Origin of the sequence: Prauserella oleivorans (assembly GCF_042685745.1) — a bacterium.
GTDB classification, from domain to species: Bacteria; Actinomycetota; Actinomycetes; order Mycobacteriales; family Pseudonocardiaceae; genus Prauserella_A; species Prauserella_A oleivorans.
In genome coordinates this window covers 3,683,037-3,699,168 of record NZ_JBHUNT010000001.1, presented here as the reverse complement: position 1 = coordinate 3,699,168, position 16,132 = coordinate 3,683,037, and the positions used below count along the sequence as shown (strand labels likewise).

Annotated in this window: 14 protein-coding genes; 12 read left to right on the top strand and 2 right to left on the bottom strand. The window is 69.5% G+C overall.

Going from position 1 to position 16,132, the window contains the following annotated elements:
- Nucleotides 1-208 precede the first annotated feature (208 nt).
- Nucleotides 209-1,531, top strand: coding sequence for a lysozyme (locus ACFSZT_RS18130; RefSeq protein WP_377390581.1), 1,323 nt, complete (start codon nucleotides 209-211; stop codon nucleotides 1,529-1,531).
- Nucleotides 1,532-1,592: 61 nt separating this feature from the next.
- Here ACFSZT_RS18130 and ACFSZT_RS18125 read toward each other — a convergent pair whose 3' ends face one another.
- Nucleotides 1,593-2,660, bottom strand: a complete 1,068-nt coding sequence (locus ACFSZT_RS18125; protein WP_377390579.1) for a PucR family transcriptional regulator — start codon at nucleotides 2,658-2,660, stop codon at nucleotides 1,593-1,595.
- A gap of 246 nt (nucleotides 2,661-2,906) precedes the next feature.
- On the opposite strand from ACFSZT_RS18125, the gene ACFSZT_RS18120 reads away from it, so the two are divergent.
- Together ACFSZT_RS18120 and ACFSZT_RS18115 are read left to right on the top strand one after the other, a co-directional pair.
- The gene (locus tag ACFSZT_RS18120; protein WP_377390577.1) at nucleotides 2,907-4,214 is read left to right on the top strand and encodes a cytosine permease; all 1,308 of its coding nucleotides are present in this window, start codon (nucleotides 2,907-2,909) and stop codon (nucleotides 4,212-4,214) included.
- Between the two features lie 3 nt (nucleotides 4,215-4,217).
- Nucleotides 4,218-5,732 (top strand): amidohydrolase family protein, encoded by a 1,515-nt coding sequence (locus tag ACFSZT_RS18115; RefSeq protein ID WP_377390575.1) that lies wholly within the window; start codon nucleotides 4,218-4,220, stop codon nucleotides 5,730-5,732.
- 196 nt (nucleotides 5,733-5,928) lie between these two features.
- Here ACFSZT_RS18115 and ACFSZT_RS18110 read toward each other — a convergent pair whose 3' ends face one another.
- The gene (locus tag ACFSZT_RS18110) at nucleotides 5,929-6,666 is read right to left on the bottom strand and encodes a DUF429 domain-containing protein (RefSeq protein ID WP_377390573.1); all 738 of its coding nucleotides are present in this window, start codon (nucleotides 6,664-6,666) and stop codon (nucleotides 5,929-5,931) included.
- Nucleotides 6,667-6,925: 259 nt separating this feature from the next.
- Between ACFSZT_RS18110 and ACFSZT_RS18105 the strand changes: the two genes are divergently transcribed.
- The 9 genes from ACFSZT_RS18105 (at nucleotide 6,926) to pqqC (ending at nucleotide 16,132) form a co-directional block, all read left to right on the top strand.
- Entirely contained in the window at nucleotides 6,926-7,522 is a 597-nt protein-coding gene (locus tag ACFSZT_RS18105; protein WP_377390571.1) for a Chromate resistance protein ChrB, read from the top strand.
- Entirely contained in the window at nucleotides 7,519-7,962 is a 444-nt protein-coding gene (locus ACFSZT_RS18100) for a YkvA family protein (protein ID WP_377390569.1), read from the top strand. Before ACFSZT_RS18105 ends, ACFSZT_RS18100 begins: the two co-directional genes overlap by 4 nt.
- Before the next feature lie 320 nt (nucleotides 7,963-8,282).
- On the top strand, nucleotides 8,283-9,557 hold the full coding sequence (locus tag ACFSZT_RS18095; RefSeq protein WP_377390567.1) for a DNA-binding protein: 1,275 nt from the start codon (nucleotides 8,283-8,285) through the stop codon (nucleotides 9,555-9,557).
- 19 nt (nucleotides 9,558-9,576) lie between these two features.
- Nucleotides 9,577-11,790: a catalase/peroxidase HPI gene (katG, locus tag ACFSZT_RS18090; RefSeq protein WP_377390565.1), complete on the top strand. Its 2,214-nt coding sequence runs from the start codon at nucleotides 9,577-9,579 to the stop codon at nucleotides 11,788-11,790.
- A 330-nt stretch (nucleotides 11,791-12,120) separates the two neighbouring features.
- Entirely contained in the window at nucleotides 12,121-12,582 is a 462-nt protein-coding gene (locus ACFSZT_RS18085; protein ID WP_377390563.1) for an MSMEG_3727 family PQQ-associated protein, read from the top strand.
- 103 nt (nucleotides 12,583-12,685) lie between these two features.
- Nucleotides 12,686-14,296, top strand: coding sequence for a PQQ-dependent dehydrogenase, methanol/ethanol family (locus tag ACFSZT_RS18080; RefSeq protein ID WP_377478305.1), 1,611 nt, complete (start codon nucleotides 12,686-12,688; stop codon nucleotides 14,294-14,296).
- A 49-nt stretch (nucleotides 14,297-14,345) separates the two neighbouring features.
- Entirely contained in the window at nucleotides 14,346-14,441 is a 96-nt protein-coding gene (gene pqqA / locus ACFSZT_RS18075) for a pyrroloquinoline quinone precursor peptide PqqA (RefSeq protein ID WP_377390559.1), read from the top strand.
- A 64-nt stretch (nucleotides 14,442-14,505) separates the two neighbouring features.
- Nucleotides 14,506-15,396, top strand: a complete 891-nt coding sequence (pqqB, locus tag ACFSZT_RS18070) for a pyrroloquinoline quinone biosynthesis protein PqqB (RefSeq protein WP_449301416.1) — start codon at nucleotides 14,506-14,508, stop codon at nucleotides 15,394-15,396.
- A gap of 58 nt (nucleotides 15,397-15,454) precedes the next feature.
- The gene (pqqC, locus tag ACFSZT_RS18065; protein ID WP_377391548.1) at nucleotides 15,455-16,132 is read left to right on the top strand and encodes a pyrroloquinoline-quinone synthase PqqC; all 678 of its coding nucleotides are present in this window, start codon (nucleotides 15,455-15,457) and stop codon (nucleotides 16,130-16,132) included.

Below are 16,132 nucleotides of genomic sequence, written 5' to 3'. Positions count from 1 at the left end.
GCGGGTGACTCCACATGCGACGGTATCCCCCCGATGAGCTGCGAAAACCTCACTAATAACACATGTCCCACCTAACCCATGAGTTTACAAGTGTCCCGCGTGTCACGGACGCTTGACGTGGCCTGGGGTCTGCCGAGGCCGCGCCAGGGGAGAAGACGCGGCCCGACCACAGGCCACTGGGGACACCCCGGGGCATGGGAGGGACACGATGACGGCCGCGATCAGGAGGACCGCGACACGAGCAGGCCTGGCGATCGCCGCGCTGGCGGTCGCCACCCTGGGGTCACTGACCCTTCTGGACACTCCGAGCGCGACGGCCGACACCACTCAGGTGCCCGGTATCGACGTCTCCGGGCATCAGGGCAATGTGGACTGGCGGGCAGCCTGGGCCTCCGGCGCCCGGTTCGCCTATGTCAAGGCCACGGAGGGAACCGGCTATCGCAATCCCTACTTCGCCCAGCAGTACAACGGGTCCTACGAGGTCGGCATGATCCGTGGTGCCTACCACTTCGCTCGGCCGGACATCTCCGGCGGCGCCGCACAAGCGGACTACTTCGTCGCGCACGGCGGTGGCTGGACGCCGGACGGCAAGACGCTGCCGCCAATGCTGGACATCGAATACAACCCGTACGGACCCACCTGCTACGGGCTCTCCCGCTCCGCTATGGTCGACTGGATCAGGTCCTTCTCCCGGCAGGTGCATGCCAAGACCGGTCGCTGGCCGATGCTCTACACCACCACCGACTGGTGGCGGACCTGCACCGGCGACTCACCGGAGTTCGGCGAGACCCATCCGCTGTTCATCGCCCGGTACGCGGACAACCCGGGGCCACTGCCCAGCGGATGGCGCTACTACACGATGTGGCAGTACTCGGATTCCGGCCGTATGCCCGGCGATCAGGACACCTTCAACGGGTCGATCGAGCAGCTGATCCGGTTCGCCACCGGGGACACCCCGCCACGCGCCCCGGTCACCACGCCGCCCCCGCCACCGACCACGACGCCTCCGCCACCGCCGAGCTCGCCGAGCGAGAGCCCGCGCGACGTGCCCCCGTCCTCGTCGACCCCGCCGCCGACGACCACCTCGCCGCCCACCAGCACACCACCGTCGACGAGCACGGCCCCGTCGACCACCGAGTCCCCGGCCCCGAGCAGCACGCCGGAGACGAGCACCGAGGTCGCGGCGCCGACCACGACAACGACCGCACACGAGGACGAGGACGAGTCCATCGACGGGCTGGTCTGGGCCGGGCAACGCGAGTCGAACCCGCCGCACTCGTGGCGAGCCGACGAGAACGCAGGCGAACTCACTGCCAGGACCGCCGACGACGGCACGGCGGAGAGCCGGTCCGGCGCGGAGACCGACGAGCCGGCGCCGGACGGCACGGCCCACGCCCAGGACAGCGCGCACGGGTCGTTGGCGAACACGGGCGCCGACCTGGAGACCGCACGCATGGTCGTGTTCGCGGCCGCGCTGATCCTGCTCGGCACGATCCTGATCACCCTCACCCGAGCCACGGTGCGCCGCTGACCCGTGGTCCGGACGAAACCGCCGGTGCAGCACCCCCGCGGGCGCTCGGATGCCGGGGCCCTCAGCGGGACACCGGCTCCGGCAGGCACAGCGACAGCGCGGCCAGATCGGTCGGCACCGCCGGGTCCTTGCCCGTCAACACGTGGACCCGCCGTAGCCGCTTGCGGACGGTGTTGGGGTGCAGGAACATTCGCCGCCCGCACTCGGTCACCGACCCTCCACATCGGATCAGCACGCGAAGCGTCTCGACCAGGCAGGCGTTGTGCACACGGTCGTACCGGGCGAGCGGCTCGTACAGGTACCGGCGGAACGGCTGCAGGTAACCCTCGGGCAGACATCGGGCCAGCGCCTCCAGCGAGGCCAGGTCCGCCGCTGTCGCCGGAACCCCGTTTCGCCGCGCCAGGTCCAGCGCGGACAACGCCTGTTCGATCAATCTCGGCACGTCCGCCAGTTCTCCCGGACCGCTGATCCCGCACGCGACGCCGCGCGGATATCCGCTCGGCAGACCGGAGAGGCGGTACAGCAGCACCACGCGCTCGCCGAGGTCGCCGACGAGTGCCCGTTCCGGCATCGGAAGCCTGCCGACACTGTCCGCGGCCACTGCCGTCACGCCCAGGTCGGTGACGTCGTCGTGGAGGAACGCGGCACGTTCCAGCAGCGCGTCCGGTCGCGCCCGGCCGGTCCGCACCAGCTCGAGCAGATAGCCGTTCTCCGCGCGTTCCCGGTACAGCAGGCGTTCCCTGGCCAGCCGTTCGGTGAAGTGGACGAACGGCACCGTCGGCGGCACCTCGAACACCGGTATCCCGGCCCGATTGGCCTCCCGCACCAGCGCCTCGGGCGCGGTGTCGTGCACCACCCCCACGGCGTACCCGATCGCGGCCGGGCAGGCCGGCACGAGCGCCCGCACGAACTGCACGCATTCGTCCTCGCTGCGCAGCGACAGCCCGGTCACGAGCACAAGCTCCGCGCCCCGCAGATACGGAGCCGGGTCGAGCAGATCGGACGCCTGGGCCCAGCGAACCTCGCGATCGAGCCCGACCGGGCGGCCCACCAACCGCAGGCCGTCCGCCCACCCGAGCACATCCAGCACCCGGATCGGCGGCGCACCGGTGGGGTCGAGCGTCCGCATGGAACGCGACGCTAACCAGATGGTGTAACTGCCACGTTACGCCCGTGGTCGGCCATGTTGCCGAGCGGTGTGCGTTCGAACACCACCGTCCCGCGCGCGTGGGCACGTTCGCCACATCTTCGTCCCGGCCGTGGCCCGCGAGCCGGACGAACCTGTTAGATCGGAGCGATCAGCACTCGCTCCCCGTCGCCGTGGGGCGGACCACTCTCCCCTTCTCCACCACACAGTGCGAGGTGCCCCGTGACGATGTCTTCGACGCCTCCGACGCCCAGCACCAGCGTCGCGCAGGACCCACCTCCCGCGCTCGACCGGGATTACCCACTCCGGCGCGTGCCCGTGCCCGAGCGCAAAGGCGTCGCCTCGGTCGCCGTCGTCATCGCCGGGTTCGGCTTCTTCACCCCGACCATGGCGACCGGTGGACAGGTGGCCGGCGAGTTCTCGTTCGGCACCTTCCTCGCCCTCGGCGCCGTCTCGGCCGCCGTGCTGGCCGTGTACATCGCCGCGCTGGCCATCACGAGCGCCCGCACCGGTCTCACCACGGTCCTGCTGTCCCGCCTCGCCCTCGGCAGGCTCGGAGGCAAGTGGGCCTCGATCCTGCTGGGCGGCACGCAGATCGGCTGGTACGGGATCACCATCAGCATGCTCGCCACACTCCTCGGCGGTGCCCTCGGCATCGAGACCACGTGGCCGATCGTTCTCGCCGGTGGGATCGCCATGGCCGTCACGGCCTACAAGGGCTTCCGCGGCATCGAGTTCCTGTCCTGGATCTCGGTTCCGCTGATGACGGCGCTCTGCGTCTGGGTGACCTTCTCCGCGGTGGGCAACGCGGGCGGCTGGGCCGGCCTCTTCGCGCACCAAGGCGCGGGAGCCATGAGCGTGGGCACGGCACTCACGCTGATGATCGGCACGTTCGTCAGCGGAGGAACCCAGATCGGCAACTGGACGCGGTTCGCCAGCGGCGGCACCCTCGCGTTCACGATCACCGTCGCCACGATCCTGCTGGTGCAGTTCGGGATGCTCTTCTTCGGCGGCGTCGGCGCGGTCGGCTACGGCGAACCGGACTTCTCCAACGTCCTGCTGATGCTCGGGTCCGTGGCGCTCGCGGTGGTGCTCATCATCTCGAATCTGTGGACCACCAACGACAATGCCGCCTACGCGTTCGGTGTCGCGGGTGCCGAGCTGTTCGGCAAGCCCGACAAGCGACCGTTCGTGGTCGGGGGCGTGGTCGTCGGCATCATCATGGCGCTCACCGGTATTGCCGATGCCATCACCGCGTTCCTCACGATGCTCGGTGTGCTCATCCCGCCGCTCGGCGGTGTGCTGATCGGCACGTTCGTGTTCGTGTGGAAGCGCCGCGACCCCGGAACCGAGCTCGATGCGGTCCCCGCTGTGCTCTGGCCCGGGCTGCTGGCCTACCTGGGCGGCACGGCCGCCGCGCTGCTCGGTTCCATTGTCGACATCGGAATCCCCGCGGTGCAGGGCATCCTCGTCGCGTTGCTCCTCGTGCCCGTGCTCACCACGTCGGCGAAGGCCGGCGCAGGAAAGGAGAACTGACCCGTGGCCACCGTCATCCTGGACGCCGAGGTCATCACCATGGACGCGCACACCGGGAGTACTCCCGTGCCGCGCAGTATCCGGATCGAGGACGGGGTCATCACCGAAATCGCCCGGCAGGTCTCCGTTTCCGACGCCGACACCGTCCTCAATGGACAGGGCAGGTTGGTGTGCCCGGGATTCGTGAACGCCCACACCCACTCGTGGGAGTATCTCGCCAAGGGGCGCTACGACAATCTGCCGCTCGAGCTGTGGATGCTGTACTCCTACCCGATCCTCGCCCAGCGTCCGCTGCCGCCGGAGCTGGTGGGCCTGCGCAGCAGGCTGTTCGCCGTCGAGTCGGTGAAATCGGGTGTCACCACGCTGGTCGACGACGTGCTGGAAACCCCCGGCCAGGACTTCGACCAGCTCGACGCCGTCTTCGACGCCTACGACGAGGTCGGCGTGCGAGCCAACATCTCGGGGCACGTGATCAACCGGCCGTTCATCGAGACGCTGCCGTACGTGGCGGACTGGCTGCCGGAGGACATCGTCCGGGAGGTACGCGGTCAGGCGGTACCCACCGCCGAGGAGTACCTGGCGTTCAGCACCGAGGCGTTCCGCCGCTACGCCGGCCGCGCGGGCGGCAGGCTCCGGTACATGGTGGCGCCGTCGGGCCCGCAGCGCTGCACCGACGATCTGCTGGCGGGTGCCACCGAACTCGCGGTACGGCACGGCGCCGAGTGTCATGTGCACGTGCTGGAGACGAAGACGCAGGCGGTGACGGGCCGGGAGTTCTACGGCACCACGCTCGTCGAGCACATGCGCCGCATCGGAGCTCTCTCCCCCAACACCACGCTCGCCCACGGTGTCTGGACCACCGACTCCGACATCGACACACTCGCCGAGTTCGAGGTCTGCGTGTCGCACAACCCAGTGTCCAACCTCAAGCTCGGCTCGGGAATCGCGCCGTGGCGCCGGTACCACGACGCGGGCGTGACGCTGGGCCTGGGTTCCGACGGCTGTTCCAGCAGCGACACCCCGCGCCTGCACGACGTGATCAAGGCCGCGGCCCTGCTGCACAAGGTGACCGAGCCGGACCCCGCGAGCTGGCCGACCGTCGAGGAGGTACTGCGGGCCGCGACCAGCGGCGGTGCGCGCACGGCGCAGCTGCAGGCAGACGTCGGCACACTGGAGGCCGGGAAACAGGCGGATCTCCTGATCTACGACCTCGAGACGCTGGCCTTCACGCCACGCAACCGTGCGGAGCTGCAACTGGTGTACTCCGAGAACGGCAGTTCGCTGCGCCAGGTGCTCGTCGCCGGACGGGTCGTCGTGGACGAGGGCAGGGTCATCACGGTCGACGAGGACGCGCTGCTGGCCCAGGTGCGGGTGCTCTTGCCCGGCATCCAGCGGGAGCAGGATCGGGTGGAGCGGCGCAACGCCGTCTTCCACGAGACCTTCGACCGCATGTACCGCGAGTGCGCGGCGCAGGACGTCGGTGTGCACCGGTGGTCGGGCGAGCCCGTCAAACCCTGACTTGCGGTAGTGGGCGGGGACCGCGGGTGCCGCCGGAAGGTGGCTTGGTGACCCGGGCAGGCCCCCGGCATCGGGCGAGGAGCGCCCGGCTATGTCACCGGCGACGGCGCCACCCGTTCTCCGGCGCCAGGACCGGCTCGGGCCCGCCGCCGGCTCGCCAGGTGGCTCCACGTCCGGCGCTACCCGCATCAGTGCGTTACCCCGGGAGTTCGCCGAGGCCGCAGGTGGGCAAGGCGATCCAGCCTTCGGTCCGGGCCCTCCCCCGTTCGTCCGCGGCGGGCTCGATGGCGAGCCCGCGGGCAGCGGCGCGGGCCAGCAACGCGGCGATCACCGCATCGAGTACGTGGTCGCGCTGCCGGCAGAACTCCTCGTGCTCGGCGAGATGGAGCCACGGGGCGGCCTTCCGCAGCCCGCCGATCAGCTCCTCGCGCGCGGCGCGATGCTTACCGCCCTTGTAGCGGCGGTGCGGTAGCCCCCACTGCTTGAGCCCTGCGGCGGGATAGACCTCGACGAGCAGGCCCGTTCCCGCCCGGTCGACGACATGCCCGCGCCGGGCCAGCAGGGCGGACACGCGGACGGCCCGCATCGCGGTCAGACCGATCCGGTCGGTGGCCACGCTGAGCGGGATCAGGCCGGTCTCCGCGCGCACCCGTTCGTCGGTGCACCGGTACGCCAGTGCCCGACGCCAGCCGGCGCCCGGCAGGTCCGCTTCAACCTCGGCCGGGTCGTCACGCTGCGCGCGGAGGAAGTCGACGAAGGGATCCGGCCAGCCGAGCGGGCAGTCGATCCCGATCTTGTCGGCGTGCTCGGCCCGTCGCAGGATCGCGTCGTCGTCAGCGGGAAAGTCGACTCCGGTCACGCGCGCGCCACCCGCCTGCCACTCGAGCACCGCGACCGCCGTGGAGACGGGCTCCGCCGCCAGATCGACACCCACCGTCCGCACAGTCCGTCCACTTCCCTCCGACCGGTTCAACGTCGGCACAGTGTCGCGCACTCGTGGGTCCCGCCGGCATGACTACGGGTGGTGTCGGAGGCGCCCGTCGTGCCGGTTGACACGAGTGGCTATGGCCGCGCCAGCAGTGCGGCGACCTTGGCCACCGTGTCGAGGTCCTCGGCGCTGAACTGCCAAATGCGATGCCGCCCAGCGACGCACACACCGTACCCGCTGGATGTAACGGGTGTAACATGGCCGTGTGACTGATGAATCCGGCAGGGAGTGGCTGGTGATCAGCGTGTCCACCGCTGGAGCTCCCGGCACGCTGCGTGTGCGGGTCTGGCGCAAGCTGCGCTCGCTCGGTGCGCTCTACCTGCAGCAATCGGTCTGCCTGCTGCCCGCGCACGACGAGGTGGTGCGGCAGGTCCGGCGGCTGGCCGACCGGGTCCGCCATGAGGGCGGCACCGCCCGTGTCCTGCGGATGCGCTTCAGCGACTCCGCCGAGGAACAGGCCATTGTCGACGAACTGAACGCCGCCCGCGACGCCGAGTACGCCGAGGTCCTGGACCGTCTGCCCGCCCTGCGGGAGGAACTGGCCCACGAGCGCGCCCGTGGCCGGGCCACCTACGCCGAAGTCGAGGAATCCGAAGCCGACCTCGCCCGCTTTCGCGCCTGGCTGACCAAAATCGCCGCCCGGGACTACTTCCAGGCGCCCGGCGGCCAAGCCGCCCGCGACGCCGTGGACGAGGCCGCCGCCGACCTGGCCGCATTCGAGCAGGCGGCCTTCCACGCCGAGGAACCCGACCCCGATTCACGGCGGAGCCCGCGCCGGCTGCGAGCGGTGACGGACTCGTGACCGGCTCGTTCTGGTGGGACCTCGCGCTCAGCCTCGTCACCGCACTGGTGCTGATCTGGCTGGCGCTGGCGATCACCCTGATGCTGGTGCGACCGCGCGGAGGGCTGTTGCACGAGGCCGTGCGGGTGCTACCTGATGTACTGCGCCTGGTGCGGCGGTTGGCCGCGGACAGCAGTCTGCCCCGCGGAGTCCGGATCCGGCTCGGCCTGCTGCTGGCCTACCTCGCCATGCCGATCGATCTGATCCCCGACTTCATCCCCGTCCTCGGCTACGCCGACGACGCCATCATCGTCATCGCCGTGCTGCGCTCGATCGTCCGCCGCGCCGGGCTCGGCCCGGTGCGCGCGCACTGGCCCGGCACCGACGGCGGCTTCACCGCCCTGGTCCGGCTGCTCGGCCTGGCCACACCCACCAACCGCGACGCAGCCGACCACTCCTAGGCCGCGAGCCTATGGCGGCGCCGCATTTTCGGCCTACAGTGGAACAGCCGGTCTGTGACACAGCCTGGAACGAATGACATAGCTGCACGACGCACGACGCGGTGCGGGCTTCCGCCAGAGGTCGTCGAGGACTGAGCGGCGACAACTGCGGGGCACACGCACACCGTCGGACGTTGGGGATGGACCAAAGGCGGTTCTCCACCATGAGGGATGCGCATCGGCGTGAGCCAAAGCCTGCGAACCCGGGCAGCGGCACCGTGCTGGCGGCATGGGAACGGTTCGTGCAAGGCGAAGATCACGTTCCGGCTGTACGACCGCTGGTGGCGATCTCCTGGCATCGCTGCCGGGAGCAATACCGGGTCGACCCTCACCTCGCCGCGGCGCCGTTGGCCGTCGCGGAGCCCGACCACACACCCGAGCACGACGTCGTCTTCGCCGAGCTGGGGTTTCGTGCTGCCTCCGTGGCGCATGAGATGGAGAACCTCGGTGGCGTCGTCACGGTCACCGATGCCACCGGCCGGATCCTCGCCGAATGGGGCGACCAAGCCACGCTCGCCAGGGCCACCGAGTCCAATCTGGCGCCCTGGTTCTGCTGGTCGGAGTGCGCGGCAGGCACCAACGCCATGGGCACGGCGCTCGAGGCGCACGGCCCGGTCTCGATCAGGGGCGCCGAACACTGGTGCCAGGGGTTTCACAACTGGGTCTGCGCGGGCGTCGCGGTGCGTGACGTGGTGACCAGGGAGCCGATCGCTGTCCTGAACATCTCCTGCTGGCGCAGCCAGCTCCCCGCCGCCGCGGGAAGCTGGCTGGCGAACGCGGCCACCGTCACCCAGGCAACCCTGAAAAAGCACGCCCGGGACAGCGGTGCGGAGCTGGTCGCGGCGTTCACCCAGGCCAGGGCCCGCTCCAGGGCGGCGATCGCCGCCCTGGACACCGCGGGCAAGGTGGTGATCGCCGACGACTTGGCAAGCGTGCTCATGGGCGTGCCGGCCTCCACCCCGGCGGTCGACCCGACGCTGCGATGGAACCCCGGGCTGCCGGAACTGGTCGGAGCCGTCCGGTATGCCGTGCGGCAGGGAGCCCACAATCCGGACTGGATCGGCTCGACCCAGGTCTTCACCCACCTCTCCGACGAGCCGACGTCGATCAGCATCCGGCCCGTCTTCAGTTCCGGACGCCTGATCGGGAACCTGATCTCGTTCGGCACCGCCGACGGGGCCCGGTTGCCCCGGGCCGAAGCGCCCGCCCCATGTGCGGAGCCGCGCAGGCTGGTCGCGACGCGCGACAACCGGATGGTGCTGCTGCGGCTGTCGGAGATCGCCTTCGCCGAGTCGGAAGGAAACGACGTGTTGCTCTCCACCGACCAGGGGCGGTTGAGAGCCGCCACCCCGGGCCTGGACAAGCTCGACGACGAGCTGGCGGATGCGGGCTTCCTGCGGGTACACCGCCGGTATGTGGTCAACCTCAGCCGCATCCGCGAGATCGAGCGCGGGCTCAAGGGCGAGTTGTCCCTGGTCATGGACGACCGGAAGAACACGATGCTGCCGGTCTCCCGGCGCAACGTGCCGGCCGTGCGGCGCGCGCTGAAAATCTGAACTTCCCGGGAGGGTTCCCGTGTCCGACAGCCCGCACCCTACTGGCGGCCTCGGCATCTCCGCCCCGGCCGGCCACCACAGGCATCCGGCCGGCGGCGCAAGCAACCACGACTGGTGGCCGAACCGGCTCGACCTGACCATCCTCCGGAAGAACCCCGCGGCGTCGGACCCCATGGGCGCGGACTTCGACTACGCCGCGGAGTTCCGGACGCTCGACCTCGACGCCCTGACGAGGGACGTCGACGAGGTGCTGACGACCTCCCAGGACTGGTGGCCCGCCGACTTCGGCCACTACGGGCCGCTCGTGATCCGGATGGTGTGGCACAGCGCCGGGACGTACCGGGTCAGTGACGGCCGCGGCGGCGCGGGCGCGGGCATGCAGCGATTCGCGCCGCTGAACAGCTGGCCGGACAATCGCAACCTGGACAAGGCGCGCCGCCTGCTGTGGCCGGTGAAGAAGAAGTACGGCCGCAAGATCTCCTGGGCGGACCTGATGATTTTCGCGGGCAACCGGGCCCTGGAGACGATGGGCTTGCCGACCTTCGGCTTCGCCGGTGGCCGCCGCGACGTCTGGGAGTCCGACGAGGACGTCTACTGGGGTCCGGAGCGCGCCTGGCTCGGAGACGAGCGCCACGGCGGCGTCCGGAACCTGGAGGACCCCCTGGCCGCCGACCAGATGGGTCTCATCTACGTCAACCCGGAGGGCCCGAACACCGTCCCGGACCCGCTCACCGCGGCCCGGGACATCCGCCAGACGTTCCGGCGCATGGGGATGAACGACGAGGAGACCGTCGCGCTCATCGCGGGTGGGCACACGTTCGGCAAGACCCACGGCGCGGCCGACCCGGAGCGTCACCTCGGCCCCGAACCCGAGGGCGCCCCGCTCGAGGACCAAGGCCTGGGGTGGAGGAGCAGCTACGGTACCGGAAAGGGAGCCGACACCATTTCCAGCGGCCTCGAGGGTACGTGGACACCCACCCCGACCCGATGGGACAACAGCTTCCTCGAAACCCTGTTCGGTTACGAGTGGGACCTGGAACTGAGCCCCGCCGGTCTGTGGCAGTGGATTCCGAGAGGCGGTGCCGGGGCCGGCACCGTGCCGGACGCCCACAGCCCGTCGAAGACCCACGCCCCGACGGTTCTGACGACGGACCTCGCGCTGCGGTTCGACCCGGTCTACGAACCGATCGCGCGACGCTTTCTGGAGAATCCCGACCAGCTGACGGATGCCTTCGCCAGGGTCTGGTTCAAGCTGACACACCTCGACATGGGGCCGATCCAGCGTTACCTCGGCCCGCTGGTGCCGAAGGAGCGACTCCTCTGGCAGGACCCGATCCCCACCGTCGACCACGCCGTGGTGGACGAGACGGACATCGCAGCGCTCAAGGCCACGATCCTCGGCTCGGGGCTGTCCACCGCCCAGCTCGTGTCCACCGCGTGGGCGTCGGCCTCGACCTTCCGCGTCAGCGACAAGCGCGGCGGGGCCAACGGCGCGCGTATCCGCCTCGAGCCACAGCGCCGCTGGGAGGTCAACGACCCGGACACCCTGGGGCAGGTGTTGCGCGTCCTGGAAGAGATCCAGGAATCCTTCGACGGCAACCAGGCCGACGGCAAGAGGGTCTCGCTGGCCGATCTCATCGTGCTCGGTGGATGTGCCGCGGTTGAGCAGGCCGCGGCGGCCGCCGGCCACGACATCGAGGTCCCCTTCACCGCGGGCCGCATGGACGCGTCCCAGGAGTGGACCGACGTGGAATCCTTCGCGGCGCTCGAACCCGCAGCCGACGGTTTCCGCAACTACCGGGGTAAGGGCACCCGGCTGCCGTCGGAACACCAGCTGATCGACCGGGCGAACCTGCTGACCCTCAGTCCGCCCGAGATGACCGTCCTGGTGGGCGGCCTGCGCGTGCTGGGAGCGATCTCCGGGCAGTCCCCGCTCGGCGTACTCACCCCGCGACCCGGGTGCCTGACCAACGACTTCTTCGTGAACCTGCTCGACATGGGCATCGAGTGGTCGCCGGTGTCCGAGGACGCCGAGACGTTCGAGGGCCGCGACCGGCGCAGCGGCGAGGTGAGGTGGACCGGCAGCCGCGTCGACCTCGTGTTCGGCTCGAACTCCGAGCTACGGGCGCTCGCCGAGGTCTACGCGAGCGACGACGCCGGGGAGAAGTTCGTACACGACTTCGTCGCCGCGTGGGACAAGGTGATGAACCTCGACCGATACGACCTCACCTGATCCCATGCAATGGCGGGAAATCGGGTACGAACGGTACCCGGGGCCGGACGAACGGCGCGGCCCGATCGACTTGGCGACCGCCCTTGTCGGTACGATTCTCGCGGCGTAGAGTTCTGCTTGATTGGTAATTTTGCAATTCATGGATAAAGCCATGCAATGAGTTCATGTGATGGTTCCCATGCAATCACAATCAGGTTCGCGCCTTCAAGTCTGCTTCTGCCGGCAGCACCGGCGAATCTGGGGTTTCGGCCAGCCGAGCCATTGCCATGTCGCACCGTGTGCTTCTTGTGCCAAGCAGATACAGGACCCTGGATGAGGAGGTGACGCCCGATGACAACCATGCAGGATCGAGACCACCTGCTGGACGAGCTCGGGTTGGACGCGCAGAACAAGGCGGCACTGGGCAAGGTGCTGGGCACCGGAAGAATCGGGCAGGCAACGGAGAAGGCCGATGGCCGAATGGAGGCGACAATCCGGATCCGGCCCGATGAGATCTCCTGGGATCCCTCCATTCTGGTCATGCCCCACGGGGGTGATATCGACCTCGAACTCATCAACGACGACCTGAACACGCACTGCGCGCTGCTGCCGAGCAATGGGGACAGGAAATTCATCTGGTTGGTGAACCATTCTCGAGGACGGGCGACCCTCAACCTCGACGGCCCGGGCTACTACTGGTTCAGCTCGCCGACGGGCAACGACGAAGGCCGGGGACTGACCGGCGCCATCGTGGTGCTGGGAGATGTTCCGCCGGAGGCTCGCCTGGACCGTCCCGACCAACCGCGGCCCTAGATTGGAGGACGCACGATGACCGTCGAATACGTGGACGCGGGCGAGGCCATCGATCAGGGAAACCTGAGCGGGAAGGTCCCGGGGGGGCGACGTCGCGCCGCCGGTGGTTCGCGACGTCAACTACGAGCGCATTCTGAACGCCCGCTCGGAGCCGCAGAACTGGCTCACCTATTACGGCGCCTACAACGGACAGCGGTACAGCCCGCTTGACCAGATCAACACGGAGAACGTCAAGCGGCTCGCCCCTGCCTGGGTCTTCCAGGCCGGCACGACCGGCATCATCGCGGGCACCTCGACCTACTCGTTCGAGGCCGCGCCGATCGTGGTCGACGGGATCATGTTCCTCGCCGGCTGGGACGGCTGGGTGTGGGCCCTCGACGCGAAGACGGGTATCGAGATCTGGCGGTACAAGCACGCGGTCCCCTTCGATGTGTCGCTGTGCTGCGGAAACGTCAACCGCGGCGTCGCCGTGGCCGCCGGGAAGGTCTTCGTCGTCACGGCGAACGCCCACGTGCTCGCGCTCGATGCCACCACGGGCAAGAAGGTCTGGGACCGGATCTACGGCGACGTGCGGGCCGGGGAGAGCGCCACGGTCGCACCGCTCATCGTGAAGAACAAGGTCATCGTCGGCAGCTCCGGCGGGGAGTTCGGGGTGCGCGGCCACCTCGACGCCTTCGACCTCGAGACGGGCGAGTACCAGTGGCGTTGCTACATGGTCCCGAAGCCCGGAGAACCCGGCTCCGACACCTGGCCCGCCGACGGCGAAGCCTGGGCGCGTGGTGGCGCCAACTGCTGGATCACCGCCACCTTCGATCCGGAGACCAACCTGCTCTACGTGGGCACCGGGAACCCGGCGCCCGACTTCGACGGGGGAGTCCGCGAGGGCGACAACCTCTACACCGACAGCATCGTCGCCGTCGACGTCGACGCCGGTCAGATCCGCTGGCACTACCAGTGCACCCCGCACGACGTGTGGGACTACGACAGCATCGGCGAGTGCATCCTGTTCGAGTCGGAGGGGCGCAAGCTGCTCGGGCACTTCGACAAGAACGGCTACTTCTTCGTCCTGGACCGCACGAACGGCGAGCTGGTGCAGATCACCCCGTTCGTGGACCGCATCACCTGGGGAGCGATCACCAGGGACGGCCAGGTGACCCCCAAGGTGTACCCCGACGAAGAAGGGGTGCCGGTCCACTTCTACCCGGGCCCGGCCGGCGCCAAGGAATGGACCCACGCCGCCTACAGCCCCAAGACCGAGCTCTTCTACGTCCCGGTCCAGGATGTCGGTGCCACGGCCACCCGGCGGCGCCGGGAGTTCAAGGAGAGCATCCCCTACTGGGGCGCCGGTGTTCAGGTGGACATCGAGGACATGACGGGAAGTATCAGCGCGTTCGACGCTCGTGGCGAGGAGAAGTGGCGCTGGCGCAACGAGCTTCCGATGTGCGCCTCGGTGCTGGCCACGGGCGGCGACCTGGTGTTCGCCGGCGAGCCCACTGGGGAGTTCAACGCGCTCGACGCCCGGACCGGCGAGCTGCTGTGGCAGTTCCAGTGCGGAAGCGGCCACCACAGCAACCCGACGACCTACATGGTCGACGGCAGGCAGTACATCGCCGTACCGGTCGGCTGGGGCGCCTGGTCCGAGGGATTCCTCCCCGGCATGCTCGGCGCCGGCCACGGAAGTGCGCTGATCACGTTCGCTCTCCCGGAAACGTAATGCTGTGAAACCACCTGCCGGAGTCGTCTGGCGGAGAGGAGGTGGATCCATGGAGTCTGAGCTCGTCGTGTGGGAGACGCCCGAGTTCGATGAGATCGCAGTCGCCCCTGAAGTGACCATGTACGTCGCTCAGCTGGAGGACTGACCGAACGTGGAGCGGGCGCTGGACCCCGGTCCGGCGCCCGCCCGCGACTCACGGACGGAGTGTCATGGTGTGGCTGCGGGTGCTGGGCTCGGCTGCAGGAGGCGGCTCCCCACAGTGGAACTGCGGTTGCCCGGTGTGCACTGCTGTCCGCTCGGGGTCCGGCCGCCCACGCACCCAGTCGTCGGTCGCTGTCAGCGGCGATGGTCGGCGCTGGTTCCTGATCAACGCCTCCCCCGACGTCCACACGCAGATCGAGGCCTTCCCCGGCCTGCACCCCGCCGCCAGTCGGACGACACCGATCGAGGCGGTGCTGCTCACCGACGCCGAGCTCGACCACACTCTCGGCCTGCTGCTGTTGCGGGAGAGTGCGGGCCTGCGTCTGTACGCCACGCCGGCGGTGCACAAGACGCTGCGGGACGGGTCGGGTCTGTTGTGGACACTCGAGCGTTACTGCGCGGTCGAGTGGCGGGCGGTGGTCCCCGGCGAGGACGTCACGTTGGCCGACGGGCTGACCTGCCGCGCGTTCGACGTGCCCACCACGAAGCGAAACCGGTTCGGGCCCACTGTGGACCATGGCCGCGTCGTCGGCTACCGGCTGACCGACGCACACACCGGAGGGACGCTGGCATACCTGCCCGGAGTGCAGGCGCTGACACCGGCGGTGAAGGCGGAGATCCAAGGCTGCCGATGCCTGCTGATCGACGGAACGTGCTGGCGCGACGACGAGCTGGTCCGGCTCGGTCTGGCCGGCAGGACGGCCCGGGAGATGGGCCACCTCCCCATCGACGGACCGGGCGGCAGCCTGGCGGAGCTCCCCTCGCTGGGCGTGCGGCGGACGATCTTCGTGCACATGAACAACACCAACCCGATCCTGCTGGAGAACTCGCCCGAGCGGCGCATCGTGGAGGACAGTGGCATGGAGGTTGCCATGGACGGTCTCGAGGTCGAGGTGTAACGCCGTGCCAACGACGACGACAACCCCGGCGGGACCGGCCGACCCGGCAGCACGGGCCATGGGAACCGACGCCTTCGTCGAGACGCTGCGGGCCCACTCGCGCCGCTACCACGACCAGCATCCGTTCCACATCAGGATGAACGCCGGGCGGTTGAGCCGCAGGCAGATCCAGGGATGGGTGGCCAACCGCTTCTACTACCAGGAGAACATCCCCCGCAAGGACGCGGCGATCCTCGCCAACTGCCCCGACGTCGAGGTCCGCCGCCGCTGGATCCGGCGGATCGTCGACCACGACGGCACTGCCGCCGGCGAGGGCGGCATCGAGGCGTGGCTGCGCCTCGCCGAGGCCACCGGCCTGACCCGCGACGAGGTCCGGGACCACCGGCACCTCGTCCCCGGGGTGCGGTTCGCGGTCGACGCCTACGTCAACTTCGCCCGGACTCGCCCGTGGGTGGAGGCCGTGGCCTCCTCGCTCACCGAGTTGTTCGCTCCCGGGCTGATGGCGGAGCGGCTGGCCGCGTTCGAGCGGTGGTACGACTGGATCGACCCGGAGGGCCTCGCCTACTTCCGGGCCCGCCTCGAGCAGGCGCCCCGAGACTGCGAGCACGCGCTCGAGGTCGTCACCACGCACTGCCTGTCAGCGGAGTCCCAGGCCCGCGCCGTCGATGCGCTGTCGTTCAAGTGCGACGTCCTGTGGAGCCTGATGAACGCCATCGACCAGGCCTACCCGGAGTGA